21 protein-coding genes are annotated in these 25,529 nt (G+C 42.8%); 6 read left to right on the top strand and 15 right to left on the bottom strand.

All coding sequences use genetic code 11. The annotated features are described in order from the left end of the window. Positions 1-326: 326 nt before the first annotated feature. Positions 327-812 carry a pyridoxamine 5'-phosphate oxidase family protein gene (locus tag Ga0466249_RS14605; protein ID WP_215830202.1) on the top strand — a complete coding sequence of 162 codons (486 nt, stop codon included), beginning with the start codon at positions 327-329 and terminating at the stop codon, positions 810-812. Positions 813-878: 66 nt separating this feature from the next. Here the strand turns inward: Ga0466249_RS14605 and Ga0466249_RS14600 are convergent, their stop codons facing one another. The 7 genes from Ga0466249_RS14600 to Ga0466249_RS14570 all read right to left on the bottom strand — a co-directional run bounded on the left by Ga0466249_RS14600 (position 879) and on the right by Ga0466249_RS14570 (position 7,890). Continuing rightward, positions 879-1,370 carry a hypothetical protein gene (locus Ga0466249_RS14600; protein WP_215830201.1) on the bottom strand — a complete coding sequence of 164 codons (492 nt, stop codon included), beginning with the start codon at positions 1,368-1,370 and terminating at the stop codon, positions 879-881. Positions 1,371-1,513: 143 nt separating this feature from the next. After that, positions 1,514-2,728: an ABC transporter permease gene (locus tag Ga0466249_RS14595; RefSeq protein ID WP_215830200.1), complete on the bottom strand. Its 1,215-nt coding sequence runs from the start codon at positions 2,726-2,728 to the stop codon at positions 1,514-1,516. Positions 2,729-2,732: 4 nt separating this feature from the next. Further along, positions 2,733-3,416, bottom strand: coding sequence for an ABC transporter ATP-binding protein (locus Ga0466249_RS14590; protein ID WP_215830215.1), 684 nt, complete (start codon positions 3,414-3,416; stop codon positions 2,733-2,735). A gap of 17 nt (positions 3,417-3,433) precedes the next feature. Then, on the bottom strand, positions 3,434-4,528 hold the full coding sequence (locus Ga0466249_RS14585; RefSeq protein WP_215830199.1) for an efflux RND transporter periplasmic adaptor subunit: 1,095 nt from the start codon (positions 4,526-4,528) through the stop codon (positions 3,434-3,436). 13 nt (positions 4,529-4,541) lie between these two features. Further along, positions 4,542-5,810, bottom strand: coding sequence for a TolC family protein (locus Ga0466249_RS14580; protein WP_215830198.1), 1,269 nt, complete (start codon positions 5,808-5,810; stop codon positions 4,542-4,544). Between the two features lie 130 nt (positions 5,811-5,940). Next, complete coding sequence (locus tag Ga0466249_RS14575; protein ID WP_215830197.1) at positions 5,941-7,212, bottom strand: sensor histidine kinase; 1,272 nt, start codon at positions 7,210-7,212, stop codon at positions 5,941-5,943. 3 nt (positions 7,213-7,215) lie between these two features. After that, positions 7,216-7,890 (bottom strand): response regulator transcription factor, encoded by a 675-nt coding sequence (locus tag Ga0466249_RS14570; protein WP_312889777.1) that lies wholly within the window; start codon positions 7,888-7,890, stop codon positions 7,216-7,218. Between the two features lie 158 nt (positions 7,891-8,048). Between Ga0466249_RS14570 and Ga0466249_RS14565 the strand changes: the two genes are divergently transcribed. Together Ga0466249_RS14565 and Ga0466249_RS14560 are read left to right on the top strand one after the other, a co-directional pair. Then, on the top strand, positions 8,049-8,996 hold the full coding sequence (locus Ga0466249_RS14565) for a bile acid:sodium symporter family protein (RefSeq protein WP_215830195.1): 948 nt from the start codon (positions 8,049-8,051) through the stop codon (positions 8,994-8,996). 202 nt (positions 8,997-9,198) lie between these two features. Further along, on the top strand, positions 9,199-10,473 hold the full coding sequence (locus Ga0466249_RS14560; protein ID WP_215830194.1) for an Nramp family divalent metal transporter: 1,275 nt from the start codon (positions 9,199-9,201) through the stop codon (positions 10,471-10,473). Between the two features lie 312 nt (positions 10,474-10,785). Here Ga0466249_RS14560 and Ga0466249_RS14555 read toward each other — a convergent pair whose 3' ends face one another. The 5 genes from Ga0466249_RS14555 to Ga0466249_RS14535 form a co-directional block, all read right to left on the bottom strand. Continuing rightward, positions 10,786-11,421, bottom strand: coding sequence for a nitroreductase family protein (locus Ga0466249_RS14555; RefSeq protein WP_215830193.1), 636 nt, complete (start codon positions 11,419-11,421; stop codon positions 10,786-10,788). Between the two features lie 128 nt (positions 11,422-11,549). Beyond that, a complete protein-coding gene (locus Ga0466249_RS14550) occupies positions 11,550-13,673 on the bottom strand; it encodes a DNA topoisomerase 3 (protein WP_215830192.1) in 2,124 nt (707 codons plus the stop codon). Positions 13,674-13,683: 10 nt separating this feature from the next. Continuing rightward, positions 13,684-15,969: a xanthine dehydrogenase family protein molybdopterin-binding subunit gene (locus Ga0466249_RS14545; protein WP_246588741.1), complete on the bottom strand. Its 2,286-nt coding sequence runs from the start codon at positions 15,967-15,969 to the stop codon at positions 13,684-13,686. Further along, the gene (locus Ga0466249_RS14540) at positions 15,966-16,421 is read right to left on the bottom strand and encodes a (2Fe-2S)-binding protein (RefSeq protein WP_215830191.1); all 456 of its coding nucleotides are present in this window, start codon (positions 16,419-16,421) and stop codon (positions 15,966-15,968) included. Before Ga0466249_RS14540 ends, Ga0466249_RS14545 begins: the two co-directional genes overlap by 4 nt. Further along, positions 16,411-17,208: an FAD binding domain-containing protein gene (locus Ga0466249_RS14535; RefSeq protein WP_215830190.1), complete on the bottom strand. Its 798-nt coding sequence runs from the start codon at positions 17,206-17,208 to the stop codon at positions 16,411-16,413. Before Ga0466249_RS14535 ends, Ga0466249_RS14540 begins: the two co-directional genes overlap by 11 nt. Before the next feature lie 359 nt (positions 17,209-17,567). Here Ga0466249_RS14535 and Ga0466249_RS14530 point away from each other — a divergent pair, with 359 nt between their 5' ends. Together Ga0466249_RS14530 and Ga0466249_RS14525 are read left to right on the top strand one after the other, a co-directional pair. Further along, positions 17,568-18,116, top strand: coding sequence for an NADH peroxidase (locus tag Ga0466249_RS14530; RefSeq protein ID WP_215830189.1), 549 nt, complete (start codon positions 17,568-17,570; stop codon positions 18,114-18,116). A 183-nt stretch (positions 18,117-18,299) separates the two neighbouring features. Next, on the top strand, positions 18,300-19,415 hold the full coding sequence (locus Ga0466249_RS14525; protein ID WP_215830188.1) for a GNAT family N-acetyltransferase: 1,116 nt from the start codon (positions 18,300-18,302) through the stop codon (positions 19,413-19,415). A 269-nt stretch (positions 19,416-19,684) separates the two neighbouring features. On the opposite strand, the gene pgm is transcribed toward Ga0466249_RS14525, so the two are convergent. Beyond that, positions 19,685-21,337: a phosphoglucomutase (alpha-D-glucose-1,6-bisphosphate-dependent) gene (gene pgm, locus Ga0466249_RS14520; protein WP_215830187.1), complete on the bottom strand. Its 1,653-nt coding sequence runs from the start codon at positions 21,335-21,337 to the stop codon at positions 19,685-19,687. A gap of 251 nt (positions 21,338-21,588) precedes the next feature. Further along, positions 21,589-22,053: a hypothetical protein gene (locus Ga0466249_RS14515; RefSeq protein ID WP_215830186.1), complete on the bottom strand. Its 465-nt coding sequence runs from the start codon at positions 22,051-22,053 to the stop codon at positions 21,589-21,591. Positions 22,054-22,204: 151 nt separating this feature from the next. On the opposite strand from Ga0466249_RS14515, the gene selD reads away from it, so the two are divergent. After that, the gene (gene selD, locus Ga0466249_RS14510) at positions 22,205-23,233 is read left to right on the top strand and encodes a selenide, water dikinase SelD (RefSeq protein WP_215830185.1); all 1,029 of its coding nucleotides are present in this window, start codon (positions 22,205-22,207) and stop codon (positions 23,231-23,233) included. A 130-nt stretch (positions 23,234-23,363) separates the two neighbouring features. Here the strand turns inward: selD and recQ are convergent, their stop codons facing one another. Next, the gene (recQ, locus tag Ga0466249_RS14505; RefSeq protein ID WP_215830184.1) at positions 23,364-25,508 is read right to left on the bottom strand and encodes a DNA helicase RecQ; all 2,145 of its coding nucleotides are present in this window, start codon (positions 25,506-25,508) and stop codon (positions 23,364-23,366) included. Positions 25,509-25,529 lie beyond the last annotated feature (21 nt).

Below are 25,529 nucleotides of genomic sequence, written 5' to 3'. Positions count from 1 at the left end.
GGTTTTACCTCCTATTGTATACCTTAGCAACATCCGAACAATTTTTGGTTAATTTGATTTTACGACACTGATTCATAATATTCAATTAATTATAAATAAATATTATCAACTTTCCCCTGACCGTACCAAAAGTATTAAGCAGAAATTGCCTTAATCCTGTATATAATTGAAATTTCTGCATGCTTTCCATGCTACAAATTATTTTGCGCCATAATCTAAATAACCAATATTATCCTTTTCATCTCGATTTTTCTTGCCTATTAACCAAGATTGATATATAGTATAATTAGTAAGTAAAAATGATTATTAAGAGAGGTTATCGTGTTATGTATGAAAGTGAAGTCATTGATATCATTAAATCAGAAGTGGCCTTTATGGGTACAATCGATGAGAATCGTCCTCATGTTCGGCCCATGAAACCCTATATTGATCAAGAAGGACATATTTGGCTGTTTAGTCGATATGATTCTAGAAAAGTGTCTGATCTAAAAAAAAATCCACGCATTGAATTGTGCTTTCTGGATAAAAAACAGCAAGTGCTAAACATCTATGGACGGATCAAAGATGAAACAAAAGCAGGCTCACCTACTTTTCAGGTTATACGCGACATGATGCTCCATGACATTCCTGAAATGAAACACTATTTCAAAGACGACAATAAGGATAGCTTAGTTATTTATCGGTTTATTGTCCATGATGTTCGCTTCATGAAAGCAGACTGTCAAGTGACAACTCGCGTAAATTTACCCATGGAACATGATCCTGATACTGAACTTTCCATGTGTCAAGGCGGCTTCTGTTTAGTAGAGTAATCGTAAAAAAAAAGCTGTGGAAAACCCTCATATACGGGGTTTTCCACAGCTTTTTTTTAAATAAATTTAATCCATGCGCGGGCAACAAAGCGGCGACACAACTTGATCAAAAGCCGTCACATTCATGGTGCCTGGCGATGTGCCATGCGTTGTGCGATCAATATTATAGGTAATGGCAACGCCTTGAATCGTTGCTGTTCCACCAGTAATCGGAACACCTTTAAAAGGATTAAAATCAAGCAGGGCAATATAATAATTTAAAACGCCATTACTATTGACAACTAATCGATTAGGATCCGCCCCATCACTGGTAAAAGCAGCATTAGTTGGCGCCGCAGGAAAGGTACCCCTGTCGGTAAGAAACCATACTGTATAAACCCCTAGTGGAACTAATCCTTGTGCTGAAACTTCTATGTGACCAGTATTATCTTCACCACATACAACGCCTTTAGCTGTTGCCTGCGCCCAAAATGGTACGGCAATCGTTGGCGGCCGATTGGCTGGTACGGTAGTAAAAACTAATTTGCAACACCCGCATAGTTTCCTTCTATCATCCATGACATTTTCCTCCTCATGCACTTTCCATCTAATACTACATTCTATGTATAACAATAAAAAAAAGTTACCTAAAAAACAGTATGGTGCCAACTGCAAAATCAGTCAGCACCTTACTGTTTTTATTTTATAAACTACAAACGAGTTTATTCATACCTTAAGGCTTCAATGGGATCAAGAAGAGCTGCTTTGCGGGCCGGATAGATTCCAAAGAACAAGCCAATCAGAACAGAGAAACCAAATGCCGCCATAATAGCAAGAGATGAAATAATTGTTTTCCAGCCAGCAACAGCTGAGATTGCATACGACGAACCTATGCCTAGAGCAATACCAAGTAACCCACCGGCAACACTAATGACAACTGCTTCAATAAGAAACTGCAACAAGATATTCCTATACCGAGCCCCGAGCGCTTTCCTGATGCCAATTTCCCGCGTACGCTCCGTAACTGATACCAACATAATATTCATAATGCCGATACCTCCAACGAGGAGAGATAATGCGGCAACAACGCCTAACAATAAGGTAATCATCCCCGTAGTTGCATCAGCCGTAGCCATGACGGCAACCATGTTCTGCACCTTAAAGTCATCAGGTGTGGTAACTGGCAGCTTATGGCGAGTCCGCAGAAGCGTTGTAATATCTTCCTGAACTTGATTAACCACGTCGGTGCCTGTAGCCTGAACATTGATGCTTTGGACATAGGTTATACCAAGCAGACGCTCCTGGGCTGTCGTCAGTGGAATGATTACTGTGTCATCCTGGTCGCCCCCACCAGCCGACTGCCCCTTCCCTTCCAGCACGCCAACCACCCGAAAAGGCGCCTTATTAATCCGGATGGTTTTTCCAACGGGGCTTACACCGTTAAACAGGTTGTCCGCCACGGTTTTTCCAAGCACAGCCACCCGTGCTCGGGTGTCAATATCCTGATTGGTGAAAAAAGCCCCCTCTTGTACATTGAAACTACGCACCCCCAGGATATCAGATGTTGTACCTTGGACAGTGGTAGTCCAGTTTTGGTTTCCAAATACTATCTGGTAGGAACGATCTACAGTAGGTGCCACCAAATTGACACCAGACACTTCTCTGGCAATAGCCAACGCGTCCTTTTCATTTAGTGTTATACCCGATCCGGCGGCTTGCCTGGATCCCCCTGTCGAAGCAGCCCCAGGACGCACAATGAGTAGGTTGCTGCCGAGTCCGGCAATAGAACTTTCCACCTTATCTCTGACACCCATACCAATGGACACCATGGCAATAACTGCACCCACGCCGATAATAATTCCCAGCATAGTGAGCATAGCCCTGAGTTTATTCGCCCTAAGTCCATCTAGAGCAATGATGATGCTTTCGCTAAACATAGACTCACCCCACTTTCCATTCGTCGCGCTCAATTACCCCATCACGAACATGGACTACCCGCCCCGCATACTCGGCGATATCCGGTTCATGGGTAACGAGTATGATCGTCCGTCCCTGGGAATTGAGTTCTGAAAAAATGGCCATGACTTCATCGCCTGACTTGGTATCGAGATTTCCTGTCGGTTCGTCGGCCATGATAATCGTGGGATCATTTATGAGCGCCCGGGCAATAGCGACACGTTGGCGCTGACCGCCGGAAAGTTCATTAGGTTGGTGATTCAATCGCTCTTTTAGTCCGACCATAGTCAGAACCTGTTCAGCCCGCGCGGTACGCTCTTTTTTATCCACGCCAGCATAAACCATGGGAAGCGCCACATTCTGCAACGTCGTCATTCTTGGCAAAAGATTAAAGCTTTGAAATACAAAACCGATTTTTTTATTACGTGTAACCGCTAGTTCATCATCAGAGAGCTTCGCTACTTCCTGACCGTCCAGCATGTAAGAACCGCTTGTTGGCCGATCAAGGCAGCCTAAAATATTCATCAGAGTCGACTTACCCGATCCGGACGGCCCCATAATCGCCGTAAATTCACCGGGGTTTACGTTCAATGTAAGCCCCGCTAGGGCGCTCACGGTTTCACCACCTAGTTGATAAACCTTGGTGACATCCGAAAGTAGAATTGACATCATAAGCCCCCCCTTTTTTAGCGGCCCAGACCAGGGATCATACCGCCGCCCTTGCCGCCACCTTGCCCACTACTGGTCGATTGAGACTTAGCCTGCACCGCTACAACCTGGTCGCCTTCAGATAGGCCACTCACTATTTCGATTTTTTCATCACTGGCAATACCTGTTGTAACAGGTATATTTTGCACTTGACCATTTTGTACGACAGCCACTGTCTGTTGACCATTAACAAGCTTGACAACAGAAAGAGGCACAGCAAGAGCATGATTGTTTTCGCCAACATTAATAGATACACGCGCTGTCATGGTCGGTTTGAGCATATCGTCGGGGTTATCGACATCCACGATAGCACTATAGTAAACAACATTTTGTTGAATCGTAGCTTTTTGCGATACATTTGAAACAATACCTGTAAACGTTTTTCCTGGCTCCGCATCCACAGTAAAGGTAACTTTTTGCCCAACCTGTACCTTACCAACATCCGATTCATCCACTTGTGTTTGAATTTGCATTTTCGACATATCTGCCACAGTAAGCAGCACCATGGGAGATGAAATTCCAGGAGCTACCGCTTGGCCAGCTGGAATCGGCTTGCCAATAACAACACCGTCAATAGGTGATTTGATAATCGTATCATCTAGTTGTGATATGGCATCATCATAGGCAGCCTGAGCTACACTGTAATCAGCATAAGTTGCATCTAATTGCTGATCAGACACAGCGCCAATGGCGTGCAGTTTTTGATTTCGTTCATACGTGCTGGCAAGATTGGATAACTTCGCACCCGCCTGAGCTACCTGTGCCTGCAGATGAGTATCATCAAGAACCATGAGGGTTTGTCCGGCATGAACGCCTTCATTCTCGCTGACTTTTACTTCTTTAATCAGTCCCGATATTTTCGAACTGACGTCAACCATATTCACAGGATAGATCGTCCCTGTTGCCGAAACCTCGGACTTAATGTCACCATACTTGACTGTAATGGTCGTAGCAGCACTTTGCTGCGGCTTAGCCGTATAAAAGGACAGCACTCCCTTAGTAGCCAATAAAATGACTACCACGGCAAGAATCCACCACTTATATTTGAGCGCTTTTTTTAGCATGATAGTCATGGCTTTGCCTCCTTTAATTCGCACTGCCAACCGCTTTTTCTAATTGCGCCTTATACACATTGAAATCATAGAGAGCCTGCGTAACATTTGTTTTTGCTTGCGTAAGGGCCAGCTGCGCATCCATCACATCCAGATTCGTTCCTACGCCTGCAGCATATTTTTCGTCAGCAATTTTTAGATTTTCTGTCGCCTGATTGACAGCAACCTTGGCGGTATCAATGCGTTTCTCGGCTTCTTGCATACTTAAATAATTTTGCCGCACTTCCAATTCAATGGCATCACGCGTTTGCTTGCCTTGTTCAGTCGCCTTCGCTACAGTACTTTTCGCTTCTTCTACGCGTGCCTTTGTCACACCGCCATCAAACAAGTTCCAATTGGCGGAAATACCTATAGACCAGTTATTATTTCCCGGAAAATCACTACCTGATTTTCCTGCCGTACCTGTGAAATTGACTGTTGGTAAACGGCCACTGTCAGCTACATTCACCCCAACCTGAGCGGCACGAAGGCTGTCATCAGCTTGACCGATTTCAGGACGATTAGTAAGTGCCAATTGAATACTGTCATCAAGTGACATATCAACCTTTACATAGCTTAAATCATCTTGATAAGAATTTTCCGTATCTTGTGCTTGACCAATGACATTGTTAAAACTAGCCTGCGCAACAGCATGAGCATTTTGAGCTTTTGTCAAGTTCTGTTGAGCATTGGCCAGCTGAACCTCTGACTGCAATACATCGCCTTTGGCAACGGTTCCCACTTGATATTGAGCCTCGACATTTTGCAGATGCGCCATCATACTGTCGACCGCATCCTGGTTGACTTGTACCATATTTTTGGCTTGCAGCACACTGAAATACTTCGTTGTTGCATCAAGCTTGGTCTGCGCCATGGCCGCATTTACACCCAATTCGGCGCTATGGGCATTCAGTTTCGCCTGATCAATTTGCCCTTCCACTCTACCGCCCGTATAAAGAGGCATACTCAAATGAAGAGAAGTATTAAAGCCGTTTGCAACACCCTGCGCACTGTTGCCACGGCTGTCACTGCCTGTTAAAGATAAGGTCGGCAAGCCGCCTGCTTTTACCTCATCAATCCCCCAGACAGCTTTATCCTTATCAGCAGCAGCCATTTTAATTGCTGGATTATTTTTTAGAGCCAGTGCTACACTATCATCTAACGATATCATGGGCGAGGCAGCAAATACAAAAGAAGCATTCATGACTAGCCAGCCTGTTATTAAAATGGAAAGAATCCTTTTCCGATTCTGTTGTTTCGACATAGCTGTCGATCCCCCTCGTATAAGTAAAGTGGTATCTGTTGATATGTCTATTCTAGTGACCTTTTTTTTGATTTTCTTTAGAGTCCACATGGTAAATAATGTGGAGCATACTAAAAAGAGCGTCTATACACTAGACGCTCTTAACAGGAAGACAAATTTCTATTTTCGTCCCCAGTCCAAGTTCACTTTCAAGCTGGATTTTCCCACCATGCTGCTTCACAATCCAATCCGCAATAGCTAGCCCTAAACCAGCTCCGCCACTTTCACGCGAACGGGCTTTATCGCCACGAAAAAAGCGATCAAAAACATGGGGCAAATCTTCCGGTGCAATTCCACAGCCATTATCTTCAATCCGAATGACAACGAAGTTAGCATTTTGATAACAATGGATCAAAATAGTTCCTTCATTTGACGTATATTTTAACGCGTTATCAAGTAATATCGCAAATAATTGTAATAGACGTTCTTTGTCTGCCTCAATCTCATTGACACCGTCTACCGAAAATTTTAACTGTACCCCTTTGATTTCAGCTAATGGTATAAACTGTTCAACAACATCTGCAATAACTTCACCGATATTAAATGGTATCTTCTGAAGTTCCAATTGACTAGCATCAGCGCGAGCTAATGTCAATAAGGTAACGACTAACTTTTTCATGCGCATAGCTTCTCGAAGAACATTCGTAATACGGATGCTTTCTTGTTCAATTGTATGTTCAGGATGACGGAGTAATAATTCCGTATTACTTTTAATCACAGCCAATGGTGTACGTAATTCATGAGAAGCATCAGCAACAAACTGCTGCTGCTTATCCCAGGACGCTTTAATAGGAACCAAAGCCCGTTTGGCCAAAAAATAGGCTGCAATCGCAATCGCTAACACACCCATAATCAGGCTGGCAACTAGTGTATTTAATAGTTTCTTGAGCATAGCTACTTCAGAATCGATTCTAGTCAGGGCAATGACCTGAACAATTTTCGCCTCCGAACCGTCTGGTCTAAGTAAAACTTGCTGTTCAGCAGTAAAAGGCATAGCAAGTACTCGATAAAGATGTTCATTAATTTTTTGTACTTTCAGGGGATTACTTTTCATTTGCATAATAAATGTCTGAAGTTCATTTAAATCCGCTAGTGAAGCCGGATGATAGGGAATACTATTGCCATCAGAATCCCGCAAAAATAAAAACACCTGCGGATCTAACAGCCAAGGTTGATTGGCAATTAGGTGTATCTGTCCGTTAACTAGGTGAGTTGCTTCCATCTTATAGCGCAACGCATCATCCACATCAGAGAATAATTGATGGGCTACATAGCCATACACTAAATAACCAAACAAAATAAAAATCAATAAGAAAACACCGGCATTGAGCATAGTCAGTTTTCTAAGGGTTCTTTGAAACATTTTTTACTCCTTTAACATAAAACCAACACCGCGAATCGTCCGAATCCAGGAATCATAACCAAAGAGAGCTAACTTACGCCGCAAATAATGGATATAAAGATCAACGATCCCCAGGTTTGTCTCTGACTCAAACCCCCATATACGGTCAAAAATTTGTTCGCGGGCTAAAATTTGTTGACTATTTAAAATAAAAAATTCTAGCAGTTCATATTCTTTCAAGGTTAACTGCAAAGCTTTGTCACCCACAAAGCCTTCTTTCATATGTAGCTCCAGCTTAATGGGTCCATAAGAAAGAGCTCCTTCTTTTTCAGCATAACCGTGGCGGCGCAAGAGAGCCTTTACACGCGCGAGTAACTCTGGAAAGGCAAAGGGCTTCGCCAAATAGTCGTCGGCGCCACTTTCTAACCCCTTGACGCGATCGGCAATACTATCGCGGGCCGTCAAAAATAAAATAGCAATAGTCATCCCTTGTTCCCTTAAGTGCCTGACAATGTCAATTCCATCCATACCTGGCAACATAACATCGATGATGAGGAGATCATAAATCCCCTGATTCGCTTTAAATAACCCTTCGTCACCGCTATTTGCTTCCGCTACTGCATAGTGCTCCTCTTTTAAAACGGTAACAACAGTCTCACGTAACAGTTCATCATCTTCGATGACCAGTATTCTAACCACCACTTCATCTCCTGCAAAAAAAACGACTTTTCTCATTTATTAGTATAAACGAAAAGACATTCTTTACTCCCAGTTATCGCAATTTTTCCCTTTTGATGATAAAATGTAATTGTTTGTCGATAAAAATATGAATTCGTTTACGCTAAGGAGGTGGCAAAATGTCTACTGCTTTTTTTATTCGTTGTAATAGTTTATTAGGAAAAAATATGTTATTTATTGTATTAGGCGGTCTATTAGCGGGGGCGTTTATCCCACTTACTGATTCTCCTGTCTTACGAAAAACAGTCATTGTTTTATTTGCTTATATGACATTCGTTACGGCTCTTGGCACAAGTTTTAAAAGTTTTTTAGATGTCTTGCGCAAACCCTGGATACCTTTATGGGTGCTAGTATTAGTTCATGTCATGGCTCCGCTGACAGCCTGGATTGTTGGCATCGTTTTCTATCCGAATGATCCCTTTATTCGCATGGGGTATTTGATTGGCGCATCTATCCCCATTGGAGTGACTTCAATTATCTGGATTTCACTGGCCAAAGGAGACCTCGCAATATCACTCGTCTCTGTCACGCTGGATACTTTTGTCGTACCTATTGTATTACCGCTCTTTTTTAACCTTGTTGTTGGAAAAACCATTGGTCTAAATTATGTGCAAATGATTGAAGAACTTATGCTCATGGTAACTGTCCCCAGTGTTCTTGGCATGTTACTCCATGATTGGACAGAAGGAAAAGTCACTCAATTCTCGTCGAGTGTAGGCGGAGCCACATCCAAGCTCGGACTATTCATTGTCATTATTATTAACTCCGCCATGGTTATGCCGCAAATTCATTGGGATCTCTCTATTGTAAAAACCTTATTTGTTACTTTTCTTGTTGTAGCAGCAGGCTATTTTGTCGGTTATATCGGATCTTTTTTGTTAAAAGATCACTCACCTCAATCGGTCCTTACCATGATTTATAGTGTCGGTATGCGCAATAATGCCTGTGGCCTTGTTGTAGCTCTCACTTACTTTCCACCTAGCGTAGCCATCCCTATTACACTCTCCATGTTGTTTCAACAGCCCCTGGCTTCATTTATCTTCTCACTAAATAGAAGGCTAAACTAAACAGAATAACATACTTCGCTACATAAAAAAGTCATCGGCGCATTCACCGAGAAAACAATAGACGTTCCTTCAAATTGAAGAAACGTCTATTGTTGTACAACTCACCGATTGTGTTCTAACCTCATAATCTACATTAGTTACCTTTACTGGTAGTCTGATTATTTTTTCACTTTATGTGGTTCTACACGAAAGGATGAGTATCATGAAAGAATCAGAAATATCTCGTACTTTGCCTCTACCCCCTCTGGCTGATACAGAAAAACTCACAGAAAAAGCCAAGGGATTTCTAAAATACCTCGGTCCGGCTTTTATTGTAAGCGTAGCCTACATGGACCCTGGTAATTTTGGTACCAATATTAGCGGCGGATCGCAATTTGCCTACAATCTCATTTGGGTAATTTTATGGAGCAATATTATGGCCATTTTTGTCCAAATACTCTCAGCCAAACTTGGCATTGCCACAGGAATCAATTTACCTGATCATTGCGGCCACCTATTTTCGCGCCCTGTTAACTGGGGGTTGTGGTCCATAGCCACAGTGGCAGCCATGGCTACGGATCTGGCAGAATTTCTAGGCGGTGTTCTCGGATTCTATCTTTTGTTTAACATCCCCCTCGTTTGGTCGGCTTTACTCACAGGAAGTCTTACTTATGGTATCTGTCATATTCAAAAGTATGGTCAAAAAGTTGTCGAACGAATTATTACGGTCATGATCGCCGTCATTAGCCTGGCTTATGTGTGGGAAATGTTTATTGCGAAACCCGACTGGATTCAAGTCGGCTACCATCTAGCCGTTCCCATGCTCACGCCTGATAGCTTATTTGTTGCCGTAGGCATGCTCGGCGCCACCGTCATGCCCCATGTCATCTACTTGCACTCCCATCTTGTGCAGCCACGCCGTACGAGTAACATAGCCGACTGTCAACATCATCTTAAAATGGCTAAAATCGATGTATTCATTGCCATGAACGTTGCTTTTGTTATTAATGCGGCCATGGTCATTGTATCTGCCGCAGTTTTTAATGGTAACGGGCTCGATATTGACAGTATTGAAGGGGCCTATCTGACACTTCAGCCTTTAATGGGAAATATGGCGGCAGGTGCCTTCGGCTTAGCCTTATTAGCATCCGGTCTTTCTTCATCCACGGTTGGTACCATGGCTGGCGAAGTGATTTTAAACGGTTTTGTCGGTTTTGATATTCCCATTAGTGCGCGTCGTCTTATTACCATGCTGCCTGGCATGGGTATTTTGCTAGCAGGTGTCAATCCTATGGAAGCCCTTGTTTACAGTCAAGTAATCCTGAGCTTTGCCTTACCAGCGGCAATTATTCCCCTCATGGTCGTAACAAACAATGCTAAAATTATGGGGAATTTTAAAAACAAGCTCGTCACAAATACTTTTGGCTGGCTCATTGTCAGCCTCATTTTAGCCATGAATATTGTTTTATTGTATTTTACTTTCACCGGCCAGGCCTAAGCTTTGTCACAAAATTCGTAGGGCTCTTGCAAAAGCAATCCTTACGAATCTTTTATTTATATAATAAACAAGACCTTTATTTCCAGCCAAATTTGGCTGGAAATAAAGGTCTCGCTATAGCAGATTTCTGCCAGTAGAACCGGGCTTACGCCAGTTTGTCGATTCTACTCACGGATAGTCATCCGTTAGCTACTCCCCTTTACGGGATGATGTTTGCTTAGCACCGACATAAAAGACTGTTCAATGCTTTAGTTAGTGTATAGTATTCTATTATAATCTCTGTTGCTACAAAAAAATTAAGATAAATAAAAATTACCGGATAATCGTCAATACTTCTGTTAATTCTTTGCGGGGCGGTGAAGACAATTTATCCGATGCGGGAACCCCAAGTGGCGTGAGAGCCGCCAAATAATAGCCTGCTTTTTCAAAACCAATATAATTTGATATGGCCTCAGCTGCATAAGTTGGCCCTGTCATCCAGCACGTTCCATAACCAAGACTGGCAGCAGCAAGATGCAAATTTTCCATGGCAGCAGCAATATTTTGAATACCCGGATTAGGTCTATCATATTTTTCCACTTCAGCTAAAGGCATAATACCTTCTTCGCGGAATGTATCGGCAACTGTAGCATAGGGGCCGGCATAAACAAGAATGAGAACAGGAGCCCCTTTAAAAACCGTCTGATAGCCAAGAGCACCCTTAAACGCCTTGATCTTATCTTCATCTTTAATATACTTTACCAGCCGATTATTTTCAGCTTCCACAATACGGGCAATTTCATTAATTTTATTGAGATCTTTAATGACAACGAAATGCCAGTTTTGCTTATTTTTTCCTGAGGGTGCATAAGTAGCAGCCTGAACCATTTCTTCAATGTGCTGATCAGATACCGTTTCCTGTTTAAATTTACGAACACTGTGACGCCGAGAAATAAAATCAAAATCCATCGGAATCCCTCCAATTTTATTCATTCGAATTTTATGGTTAAAGCATAGCACATTTTACAGTAAACCAAAAATAGATTCTACTTATTTTAAGATAAACAAATCTTATGTCAAAACAAAAATCAAAAAACTTAAGCATTCGGTAGCGCTGGTTTCCCTTGATTATCATTATATGTTGCGCGGCACGCTGGATAGTTTGTACAGCCCCAAAAATCACCATTCTTCCCTTTTTTCAGTTGCAGACCGCCTTCTTTACAGCGTGGACAAGAATATTCCGGTTTTTGAGGCTGACCCTCTTGATCATTATAACTGGCTTTGCAAAGAGGATAGCGTGAACACCCCCAAAACTTCCCGCTTGTACCATTACGCAATTGTAAAACGCCCTGGTGACATTTGGGGCAAGGATGGTCGCCTTGCAGCGGAAGCGACACCTTCATTGCCTTAATACATAAATCTGCCGTAAATTGCACTTGATGCTGGAGAAAATCAGCCAGGCTTTCACTGCCACTCGCCATACTCTGCAGCGTATTTTCCCATACGGCCGTAGAATCAGGATAGGTTAATTCATCAGGCAAAACATCAATAAGCAAATAGGCCGCATCGGTTGGTTTTAAATATTTTTTCTTTGTTTCTGCCACAAGAAATTTACGCTGCAGGAGTTCCTTAATAATCGTCGCACGCGTGGCTTCCGTACCAATACCTGAAACGTCTTTCAGCTGTTTTTTCAAGTCGGGATTTTTCACATACTTATGAATTTCTTTCATAGCCGCAAGAAGGGTGGCAGCCGTAAAACGCGTCGGCGGCCGAGTCGACTTCTTTTCGGCTGAAGCCTGCACAAAATCAGCCCAGTCCCCCTGCATCATGGCTGGTAAAGTAGCACTATCATCGTCTTTCTTTTCATCTTGATCCGCCTTATATAAGGCTTTCCAGCCTAGTTCCACAACAATGCGACCACTCGCTGTAAACCTCTCCTTTGTATATTCCACTTCTACACGCGTTTGGTCATAGACATGGACTGGATAAAACTGCGCAATATAAGCCTGAGCAACAAGAAAATAGATATCGTGCTCCACTTGTGTCAAGCGACTAAGGTTACATTTCTCCACAGTTGGAATAATCGCATGATGAGCTGTAATTTTCTTATCATTCCAGGCTCGGCTAATGAGTGCTGAATCAGCCTCAGCCGCCCAGTCCACTAAATCCTTTGCTGTTAGTGTGCGTAAATTCTCAAGAATTATGGGCGCATCATTATGCTGTGCTTCTGGCAAAAAGTCACAATCAGACCGAGGATAGGATGTAAGCTTTTTTTCATACAGTTTTTGCGCCGTATCCAAAACAGTTTGCGGATCATAACCGAATTTTTTCCCTGCTAGAACTTGCAGCGACGACAGGGAAAGAGGCAAACGCTGTAGATCTTTTTTCTCTGCTGTCTCACAGAGAATAATCTCTGCTTGTTCCGTAGCACTCCGAAACCGTTTAAGAAGCTCTTGCATAACAATTTTATCTGTCAAACGACCGTCAGTATCAAGACCTGCCTGATTTTCATGCGGTTTCCAGTAGGCTGTAAACAGACCATTTTCATGTTGGAACTCCGCTTTAACTGTAAAATAAGGTGCCACTTTAAACGCTTCAATTTCTCGTTCACGACGCACAACAAGGGCGAGTGTAGGCGTCTTTACCCTACCAATAGGAAGCGTAATTCGGTGGCCTGCTCGTTGCGCAGCAAGCGTATAGGCTCGTGACAAATTCATGCCAATCAACCAATCGGCTCTCGCCCGCGCTAAAGCCGATTGCTTTAGGTCATAAAAATCCGCATTATCACGGAGATGAGAAATCGCCTTTTTAACACTCTTCTCGTCAAGGGAATTCAATAAAATACGCTGCACAGGCTTCTCATTGCCCACATATTCCAGCACTTCATCAATTAAGAGTTGTCCTTCGCGGTCAGGGTCACCTGCATGAATGATTTGGGTTGCTGAAGCAATCAATTTTTGAATCACAGCAAACTGCTTCTTACAGGCTTCGGCAACAAGGAGTTTCCACTCTCCAGGAATAATCGGCAAATCTTCCATTCGCCATCTTTCATATTTTTGATCATACTCACCAGGTTCAGCCTGCCGCAATATATGACCGTAACCCCAGGTAACAACACCGTCGCCTGTAACTAGATAGCCATCTTTACGCGTAAGCGGTCCTGGCAAACATTTGGCGATTTCTGCCCCAAGGCTTGGTTTTTCCGCAATATAAAGTTTCACAATAAGCACCTCAATGCTTCATGGCCATAAAAATTTTTTCAGGTGTAATCGGCAGCTTTGTTACAGTAACGCCAACGGCATTATAAATGGCGTGAGCAATGGCGGCTGGCGGCGTATTAATAACAACCTCGCCAATGGACTTGGCACCAAAAGGCCCTGTCGGTTCGTAACTAGGCTCAAAAACAACATCAATGCTGCCAATATCCTTTCGGCAGGGAATTTTATACTGCATAAAAGAATTTGTCTGCAACTTTCCCTTCGGTCCATAGCGGACATCTTCATAAAGAGCCATGCCAATGCCTTGTACAATACCACCTTCTACCTGAATCTTGGCCAGTTTCGGATTGACCACTGTACCGCAGTCAACAACAGCCACATAATGAACCACATCCACTTTCCCTGTTCCCTTGTCCACTTCCACTTCAGCAAAACCGGCAATAAAAGGTGGCGGTGACACAGGACTGCCATAGCTGCCAGTCCCAACTAATTGTTCATGGCCCGGACCGACAAGAATGCTTTCAGCCAGTTTTTTTAGCGTCAAGGTTTTTTCGCTGTTCAGTGTCTTCATCACAGTTCCATCAAATTCTATCTGTTCTGGCAAAACTTCAAGAAGTTTCGCCCCTTTAGCTATAATTTTTGCCTTCAAATCTTGTGCAGCTCTTACGACAGCCATGCCCGTCACATAAGTTGTACTTGATGCATAAGAACCCGGATCATAAGGCGAAACATCTGTATCAGCAGCATAAACAATGAACTTGTCTACCGTCGTTTCAAGGACTTCCGCAGCAAATTGCGCGAGGATAGTATCACTGCCTGTCCCCATATCGGTAGAACCAATCATGAGCGTATATGAACCTTCACTATTAAGATGAATTTCTGCTGCAGCTGTATCAATATAGGCAATACCCGATCCCTGCACAGTAACAGCCATCCCCAGACCACGTACCTTGCCACTTTCAAGGTCCTTACGAGGATATTTTTCATTCCAACCAATCAGTTCCTTCCCCTTTATAATACAACGATCAAGAGTCGAACTCCCTAGTATCACGTCTGGCTTAGTAAAATAGTTTTCTCCTTCATTGATAATATTTTTTAAACGAATTTTCGTCGGATCCATATGAAGTTTTTCTGCTAATTTATTTAACGTTGATTCCAGAGCAAAGGTTGCCTGCGTAGCACCGTAACCGCGCAAAGCTCCACCAGGCATTTTATTGGTATAAACAGCATGACCAAAAAACCGCGCCGCTGTCGTTTTATTATAAAGGATCAATGCTTTTTCACCTGCAGCTCCAAAGGTTGTCGAGCTGTGTTCACCATAAGCCCCGCCGTCAGATAATCCTTCAATATCAACAACCTTAATCACCCCGGCCTGATCGGCTCCTAATCGCACTTTGAGGCGCATGGCATGACGGCTGGAAGTACAACTAAATGTTTCCGTCCGATCATAAACAAGTTGAGCAGGCTTGCCTGTTTTCCAGGTCACAATAGCGGTAAAAAATTCAACAGCAAGGGTTTGTTTACCGCCGAATCCTCCGCCAATCCGCGGCTTTATCACACGAATTTTGCTTTCTGGAATTTGAAGAGCTCGTGCCAGTGTACGCCGTACGTGAAAAGGAATTTGCGTCGAACTAATCACAACAAGCCGTCCCATATGATCAAGATAATTAAAGGAACGGTACGTTTCCATCATGCCTTGAGCCTGAGCCTGCGTATAATAAGTTTCCTCTACAATAACAGTACACTTTTTGAGTTCGGCCTCAATATTGCCCACTTCCACTTTGTGTGTGGCAATAATATTTTTTGCTTGTTCCATACCAATATCAAAATTCGTATAAAGATCCTGTTCCCTATGTACAATCGACGCATGCCCCATGGCTGTCTCAAAATCCAAAACAGGCTCAAATATTTCATAATCTACCTTAATGAGTTTCATGGCACGAAGCGCTGTCTTTTCATCGACTGCGGCAATAATAGCGACTGCATCCCCCACATACCGAACGACTTTATCCAAAATAAGCCGATCATATGGCGAAGGCTCAGGATAGGACTGACCTGCCACAGTAAACCGAACCTTGGGAACATCCTCATAAGTTAAAATACATTCCACTCCAGATAATTTCTTAGCCTTCCTTGTATCGATGGCTTTAATTTCGGCGAAAGCATATGGACTATGAAGTACTTTGACAACAAGTGTATTAGGCATGACTAAATCCTGTGTATAAACAGGTTTCCCTGTAGCAATGGCTAAGGCATCCATTTTAGGAATTCCTTGTCCAACACTTTTCATGGTTATCATGGGTGCATCCCCCTCAAATAGGTTCTAACGGCCCGCATTTGTCCGAGATAACCTGTGCAACGACATAAATTGCCTGTCAAATAATGAATGATCTCAGCTTCTGTAGGATGAACAAGCTCCCTTTTCATAGCCAACACCGTCATAATAAAACCGGGACTGCAAAACCCGCATTGCTCCGCACCTTCACTAGCAAGTATCTTCGCAAACTCTGTTGCCTCTTGTTCCACTCCTTCAATCGTTGTAATGCGTTTGCCCTGAAGGCGCGCCGAAAGGACGGAACAAGACAAAGTCGGTTTATCATCGATCCACACGGTACACAAACCACAGCATGTCGTATTGCAGCCCTTGCGAATACTAAGAAAGCCGTAACGCCGCAATGTATCTGCTAAAAATTCATCAGCCGCGACACTTAAACTCAGCTGCTTCTGATTCATGATTACATCAATTTGCATGATACACCTCCTTGATAGCACGCTTTACAAGTTCGCAGGCCATCGCCTTACGATACTTCGCCGACCCACGCATATTCGAGCCAAAAGAGCATTCATTTGACGCAAGATCGGCAATTCGCGAAATATCATCATCTGTTGCAATTCCCTTGGACAACTCCAAAGAAGCCTGATGCGCGATCGTTGCACAGGAAGGTCTCGCTCCCACGACAATCCAACTCTTATCCTCAAAGCTGGAAACAGCCACAGTTAAAATAGGATAATCACTTGCCGAATTTCTTAACTGCTCATAAGACGCCAAGCGTTCATCTTTTTTGATGATTATTTTAGTTAAAATATCTTTCTGAACCGGCGTGTTCAAAAACTGAGCCAAAGTCATTCTCCCGTTATGATACAATTCCACTTTTGTATCAAGCGCCAACAGCGCCGTAATCAAATCAGAAAAACCGTACTTAGAATAAACAGAGGCACCGACTGTAACAATATTGCGAAATTGCACCCCCATAATATTTCCCACGGCTTTCGGCAGCAACCCACAATAATATTGCTTCAATAAAGGATGAGTTTCAATCTGACGAAATGTTGTCATAGCACCTATTTCAATACGATCATCATGCTCATTCACTTCATTCAGTCCAAGCTGGCTCAAATCAATGGCTGTAGCAATACGCAGAGAAGTCATTCTTAAAAAAGCGCAACCGCCAAGAATACGATTGGTTTTACTGCTAACGAGAAGTTCATAAGCCTCCGCTAGTGTGGCAGGCTGTACAAATTGATCTATTGTAAACATACTTTCTCCTCCATCAAATCTAGGGAACACTTCATAATAAATCAAGTTTTGCGAGACAAATAAAAAACGACAAGAAAATTCGCCAAGTTCATGCTGAGCGAATTTTCCCGCCAGGCTATTATAAAGTCCTATGTATCCCACCGACTCTTCTATACTACCTTCTTAAAGATAGACAAACGACTCTAGACCAGTTCATTATAACAAGCATGAATAGGACCGTCAATCAATCTTCACTTCTTGCGTAATGAATAAAATAAATATTTTTCAAAATAACACTTGATTTATCCCCTAAATCCTGCTATATTATAAATAACAAATGTCAACAAATAAAAATTATTAATCATTGGAGGGTTTTATTTATGAAAAAATTTATCTGTTCTATTTGTGGTTATGTCCATGAAGGCGACTCTGCACCGGCATCCTGTCCGCAATGCAAAGCCCCAGCTGAAAAATTCATCGAACAATCTACTTCAGGTCTGGCTTGGGCCGATGAACATCGCATTGGCATTGCTGCCGGTGTGGATGCCGAAATCCTTGAAGGTCTACACATGAACTTTACTGGTGAATGTACAGAAATTGGGATGTACTTAGCTATGAGCCGTCAGGCTGATCGCGAAGGATATCCAGAAGTTGCTGAAGCTTATAAAAGAATTGCTTTTGAAGAAGCTGAGCACGCTTCAAAATTTGCTGAACTTCTTGGCGAAGTAGTAACACCATCAACGAAAAAGAACCTTGAACTTCGAGTCGATGCCGAATATGGCGCTTGTCAAGGTAAGCTTGCCATTGCTAAGAAAGCCAAAGAACTTGGTTTGGACGCCATTCATGATACAGTACACGAAATGTGCAAAGACGAAGCACGCCATGGTGCTGCTTTCAAGGGATTGCTCGAAAGATATTTCGGTAAATAAGCTAAAAAATACGGTTCATTCAATAAAAAAGAAACAACACCTGCTACCTCTATCACTAGACGCAGCAGGTGTTGTTTTTACATGCAAAAAAAGGGGAATGGTCCTCCTAACAAGAATAGGATAATAAGCTTTTTATCGAGCATCCTTATTGATGCTTTTGAACATAAAGGAGTTCCTGTCCCCATGACGATGAAACATTCACTGTTCCAAATAGAACCGCAAGCCTTAATTGATGCCGTTCTGCAAAATCCGCCCAGCGGATTTGAAGCCCTTCCCATCGAGATTAACACTAAGAAACTTCCCGCCTTTCTAACTGAATTTGATTTGCTCATAACGGCTGATGAGCCTATTCAACGCTTCATCCATAAAATAAGTCCTTTTCTACCAAAAAAAATTTGCCAGGACTTACTTCGGCCGCGAACGTTATTCGTTGGCACAACAGTCTCAGAATTCTCCTTGTTTCCAAATGAAATAAACTATGAGGAACTTCCAAATATCTTACTGGAAAAAATGTCAACCTTAAAAACGAAGTTTCTTGTTGTAAAAGATATTGCTCCAGAATCACCGCTATTTTCCGAAACTGAAAATTGTATTTCGAAAAAACTATGCCAAGCCTTTACCAAGGCTGGATTCATTCTTTTAGATGGACAGGCCATGGCCTACATTCCCCTTGATTTTGACTCGCTCGACACCTTTTTCAGCCGCCAATCAGCGAGCCGACGCTCTGACTGGCGACGAAAACGCAAAAAACGCAGTATCACTGAATTGCATGTCCTGAAAACAGGCGATCCCCTGTTTCAGGATGAAAAAATCATCGACTGCTTTTATTCTCTCTATGAAAATGTGTACAATAAAAGTGACATTCACTTTGAAAAACTAACGCGGCCCTTTTTTAGAAAGATACTCACTGATAAACATGCGGATGGTCACATCTTTGCTTACACCTTTCAGGGCGAATGGATTGGCTATTCCTTGTGTTTCCACTACGGCGACTATTTTATCGACAAATATCATGGTGCAAAATACCCTGAATATCGCAACAATAATTTATATTACGTGAGCTGGTTTGACACGCTAGAGTACGCGTTGGAGCATGGCTATAAAACAGCTGTTTTCGGCTGGACGAATCCTGAAATTAAAGCTTATCTTGGTTCAAACTTCCTCTATACGACGCATGCCGTCTATATTGCCAATCCCCTGCTGCGCAACATCTTAAAACACTTTGCTCACACCTTTGAATCAGATCGTAAGACATTGGAAAATTGGTACGCCCAGCATCAAAAACATGCGCAAAAATAAACTTGCTCCCGCTGAAACATCGGGAATTCGGATTGAGAAACTACTCCACTCGACTCAACACCGCTTATAAAAGAGAAATCTTGACTCAACTTCGAAGATAATACACCACCAAGTAGGAACAGGAAGCGTATTACTATAAGCGGAAGTCAAGTAGAACGGTGGAGCGCCCGCAATACGCTTCCTGTTCCGTATCAACTCATACGTTCCTATACAAACAAAAAAGATTCTCCTACCGCAAAAATGTGATAGGAGAATCTTTTCATATGCCGTTAAACATGAGCCGCTTTAAATGTGTCACTCACAATTTTCTGGGCTTCGGCTTGAATGCGTTTCAAATGATCGGTACCACAAAAACTTTCGGCATAAATCTTATATACGTCTTCTGTCCCTGACGGACGCGCAGCAAACCAACCATTATCTGTGCAAACTTTTAAGCCGCCAATAGCCGCACCATTGCCAGGAGCCTTGGTAAGTTTGGCGGTAATTTTTTCTCCCGCAAGTGAGTCAACAGGTACCTGTTCAGGCGACAGCTTCGCTAGAACAGCTTTCTGATGTGCATTCGCGGGTGCATCCATTCGCTCATAGACAGGATTACCAAATTGATTGGTTAAATCAGCATAATGCTCACTGGGATCGCGACCTGTTTTAGCCATCATTTCCGCTGCTAATAAACAAAGAATCATTCCGTCTTTATCTGTCGTCCAGATAGTTCCATCTTTTTTAAGAAAAGAAGCTCCGGCACTTTCTTCACCGCCAAACCCAAAGGAACCATCAAGTAAGCCACTCACAAACCATTTGAATCCTACTGGAACCTCAGCCAGTCTTTTGCCAAGACTCTGGGCTACGCGATCAATCATTGAAGAACTAACCAAAGTCTTGCCAATCGCGGCATCACTGCGCCAGAGTGGGCGATTTTGAAAGAGATAGGAAATGGCCGCTGCTAAATAATGATTCGGGCTCATAAGCCCGGCGCGTCGTGTTACAATACCATGGCGATCAAAATCAGGATCATTGCCAAAAGCAAGATCATATCGATCTTTTAAATGAATCAATCCGGCCATGGCATAAGACGAAGAGCAATCCATACGAATTTTACCGTCTTTATCGACATACATAAACCGAAAAGTCGGATCAGCATAACCGTTAATAAGGTCAATATTGAGACCATATGTTTCGGCAATAGGCAACCAATAACCAAGTCCCGCCCCCCCCAAAGCATCGGCACAAATCTTTATTCCCGAAGCTTTAATGGCGTCCATATCAATAATATTCTTTAAATCATTGACATAAGGTGTAATAAAATCGTGTTCATGAACAACAAAAGATTTTAATGCCTGCCCATAATTCTGTCGTTTCACTTCTTTATTGCCATTTTTTAAAAAGCTATTGGCCTTATCTGCAATCCACTGAGTAATATGCGCATCAGCGGGACCGCCATTCGGTGGATTATACTTAATCCCCCCGTTATCAGGCGGATTATGGGACGGCGTAATCACAATGCCATCAGCGAGTCCTGTTATTCTGCCTTGATTGTAAGCTAAAATGGCATAGGAAATACTTGGTGTAGGTGTATAATTCATGTCTTTGGCAATCACTGTTTCTATCTTGTTTGCTGCAAGTACTTCAACAGCCGAAATAAACGCCGGTTCCGACAAAGCATGCGTGTCAAAACCAATATACAGCGGACCTGTAATATCCTGGACACTACGATAGCAGCAAATGGCTTGCGTAATCGCATAAATATGGTCTTCATTAAAAGAAGTCTTAAACGAACTGCCCCGATGTCCCGAAGTACCAAAAGCAACCTGCTGCGCTTGATTCTCTGCATCAGGCTTATTCGTATAATAGGCACTAATCAGACGGGGAACATTCACCAAAAGTGACTGGGGCGCTTGTTTTCCTGCTAGAGAATGAATAGCCATCAATATTATACACCTCCAAAGAATGTTTTATTAAAGGCCAAACTGCCCATAGACCGCTTGCCATCAAAATACGTCATAACAACATTGACTGTCCTAATGAGACATCCATCTTATTTATATAGTATTACATAAAATCATCTTCCACAAGTTTCCTGAAAATAAAAATCGTCATCCAGTAATAGAATTTCATGCTATCACTGAATGACGATTGCTTTCCCGATCCCTATGTAACTTTCTCTACTTGATTTTACTTAGAATTTTACTGTTGCTCCAATAGTCGTACGATTGCTATCGCTTCCGCTATCAGGCATAAATGAGCGGTAATTGGCATTCAGATCCACATTCGGCGCAATGGCAATATTCGCGCCAAGTTGCATTTCACTGAAATGATTGCCCCCGACTAAGGAAACATAGCCTTCCACATTCGGTGCAATAGAAGCATTTAAAGCACCACCAGCATAAAAGCTAGAATCAGAATTGTCGTTTCTACTGCCAATAATAGCTCTCACATTACGACCTAGCTCAATTTCTCCATAAATATCATTCTTTTGCACACCTAATGTAAAATTATCCGAGAATTTGTGTTCAATGTAAAAAGAATCATCGACGACCCCCGCAGCTGTTTGGTTTTGGTCCAGACTATTAATGGGTGCCGCAAAACCCGTACTAACAGTGAGTGAAAGAAAAATAGCTGAAGTAAATATAAATTTTTTCATCAAAAGAACCTCCTTAAACGCTTGTCTAATCGTGATTATAATGCAAAACTGTGACAAAACTATGACAAAGACAATGGCTACAAGGAAAATCTGGCGATCAAGCGGAATAGAAACAGAAACACCTTTGATATGAACGAAAGGAAGCATAACTATGATTAAACTTACGAAATTCACCAAAAATGGTGGCTGCGCCGGAAAACTTGGACCAGAGATTCTAGCGCAAGTCCTCCGTCCCTTGCCAAAACAGAAAAGTGCTAACTTGCTCGTTGGTCTGGACACATCGGATGATGCTGGTGTATATCAATTAAACGATGAGACAGCCCTCATACAGACAGTCGATTTTTTTAGCCCCATGGTGGACGATCCCTATACATTTGGGCAAATCGCTGCAACCAATAGTCTCAGCGATATTTACGCCATGGGAGGCAGGCCACTTACGGCACTGAATATTGTAGGCTTTCCCATCTGCGCACTAGATCCCGATGTACTCACAGCCATCCTGCGCGGCGGCTATGATAAGGCAATGGAAGCAGGTGCACTCATTGTCGGCGGCCATACGGTCGAGAATGGCGATCCGAAATATGGACTGAGTGTAACAGGAATCGTCCATCCAACGAAGGTACTGACAAACGCTGGTGCCCATCCGCAAGACAAATTGATTTTAACCAAATCACTCGGTACAGGCATCCTCACAACAGCTGCCAAAGCTGAGCTCTTTTCAACAGGCGTAGCAGCAGCCATTCAAAATATGACGACACTCAATAAAACAGCGGCCCAGGTGGCCCAAGATTTTCCTATTCATGCTTGTACAGACATCACCGGATTTGGCCTGCTCGGCCATGTCTCTGAACTTGTCACAGCCAGCCATGTTCAAGCCGAAATTTGGAGTCATTCCCTGCCGCTGCTTCCTGAAGCCGCTGAAGCAGCCTCCATGGGACTCATCCCAACTGGAGCCTACAACAATCGCCATTATTTAACGAATGTAACTTTTGAGCCTTCCGTACCGGAAAATATTCGCGATATTTGTTTTGACCCACAAACTTCCGGCGGCTTGCTGTTTAGTCTGCCAACGGACCAAGCGGAATCCTTTGTCACAAGTCTTCACAGTCAAGGTGTCACCCAAGCAGTCATCATTGGTCAACTGAACGCCTCCGAAGCAGGTACGATTCATGTAAACTAATGTCCTGTCACAATCATATTGCTACAAGCGAAAGTCAAGTAGGAACGCCCGCAATATGAAAAGCCCCCAAGTCAGAATAAACTAACTTGAGAGCTTTTGCTATTCAAACAAATAGGCTATGTTATGAAACTCACTTACGCCCTAGAGTGTTCTGATATTTACAAATCGTTGCTTTAATGGCGGCATAATCGATTTCATCAGGCAATGCTTCCTTTAAGGGCCTCAACTTCTCGGCCCCGAGTTCATTGATCTTCTGAAGAATGAGGGCTTCATACTGAGCTGGAATAAGCGGCGTCCAGTCAATATCGTAGCCTTCCAAACTGCAGCGCATTAAATGATCTTGCACAGTCAGTTCTTTGAGCTGACGCTCCATTGCAATTTTTTTGAGTGATAATCCTGACTGATACATATTTAATGTTACGATGTGACTGGGAATTGTATCAGACGGCTCAATAGGAACTGCCGGAACTTTCGCCTCCGTCTTAGCCGCTGGCACACTTGGATTCTCGGCAGCATATTGCTGAAGGACTTGCAAAAAATCATCACCATAACGTTCAAGTTTCGTTTCACCCACCCCCTTGATTAAACGCAAGGCTTGTCTATCGAGTGGCAAGCTTTCACACATTTCTTTGAGTGTACTATCGGCAAATACCACATAAGGCGGCACTTTTCCTTCATCAGCAATTTTCTTACGCAAGGTTCGGAGCAATTCAAACAAAGAATTATCTGCTGTAACTTTTTGCGGTCGTTTCGGCGTTTTTTGCCATACTTTCGTATCTCCACGTAAGACATGAGTGGCAGAATCTGTTATCTGAACGATAGGATATTCACTTTCCGTCAGAGCCAAATAACCTGTAGCAATCAACCGATTAATCAAGTCTCTAATATCTTGCAGGCTATCGGAGCGGAGAATTCCATAAACAGTTAATTCATCAAAATTTTGCTGCAAAACTTTTTTATTTTTTGATCCCTTGAGCACATCGGCAATTAAGTTCACACCATAGCGCTCTTTCATACGAAGCACACAGGAAAATACCTTTTGCGCATCAATGGTAATATCCGTGAGTTCCGCGTCATCCTGGCAATTGCTACAGTTGCCACATTCAGCGTTTGCCATTTTCTCGCCAAAGTAGGCTAAAATATACTGACGCAAACAATTGGGTGTATGGCAATAGTCCACCATGGCTTGCAGTTTGCCAAATTCATTGGCTTTGCGCTCAGAGTCCCCGACAGTTTGTTCAATGAGAAATTTTTGCAGCAAAACGTCTTGCGCACCGAATAGCAAAATACATTCACTCGGCTCGCCGTCACGGCCGGCCCTGCCAGCCTCTTGATAGTAAGATTCCATATTCTTTGGCATATTGTAATGAATGACATACCGCACATCTGATTTATCAATCCCCATGCCGAAAGCATTGGTAGCCACCATAATGTTCATGTCATCACGAATAAAGACTTCCTGATTTTTTCGGCGCTCCTCATCGCTAAGACCGGCATGATATTTACCAACAACGTAGCCTTTCTTATGCAAAAGTGTATATAAGTGATCCACTTCTTTACGCGTTGATGCATAAATAATCCCTGATTCATTCTTATGAGCAGCTAGATAATGTAAAACAAAATCCTGCTTATTTTCGCCACGCATGACCGTAAACAATAAATTGGGCCGGTCAAAACCAGTAAAATAAATAGCTGGTTTTCTTAGCACTAAGAGTTCAATCATATCTTGCTTAACCTTTTCTGTGGCTGTAGCTGTAAAAGCACCCACAACAGGCCGCTTCGCAAGACGGGCAACAAAGGGACCTACCGCCCGATAGCTGGGCCTGAAATCATGGCCCCACTGTGAAATACAGTGAGCTTCATCAATGGCAAGAAGAGATATATCCAAGGTTTTCATGAGAAACTGAAAAGCCTCTGATTCTAAACGCTCCGGTGCAACATATAACAATTTGTAGCGCCCTAACTTAGCACTTTCAATGCGTTCATTTACTTCATTCGCTGTTAAAGAACTATTAATAAAAGTCGCCGGAATTCCTAGACTTTCCAGCATGTCCACTTGATCCTTCATCAACGAAATGAGCGGTGAAATGACAATCGTTATGCCAGGCAGCAGCAAGGCAGGCAGCTGAAAACACAAGGATTTTCCAGCACCCGTCGGCATAATGGCCACTGTATCCTGGCCTGTCAATAGACTTTGAATAATATCCGCCTGACCAGGCCGAAAATCGCGGTAACCATAATATTTTTGTAAAATTTTTCGTGCTTTTTCTAACATTTTGTACTCTCCCATAAAATC

Origin of the sequence: Pelorhabdus rhamnosifermentans, from assembly GCF_018835585.1 — a bacterium.
Classification (GTDB): Bacteria; Bacillota; Negativicutes; order UMGS1260; family UMGS1260; genus Pelorhabdus; species Pelorhabdus rhamnosifermentans.
This window is presented reverse-complemented; position numbering and strand designations above follow the sequence as displayed.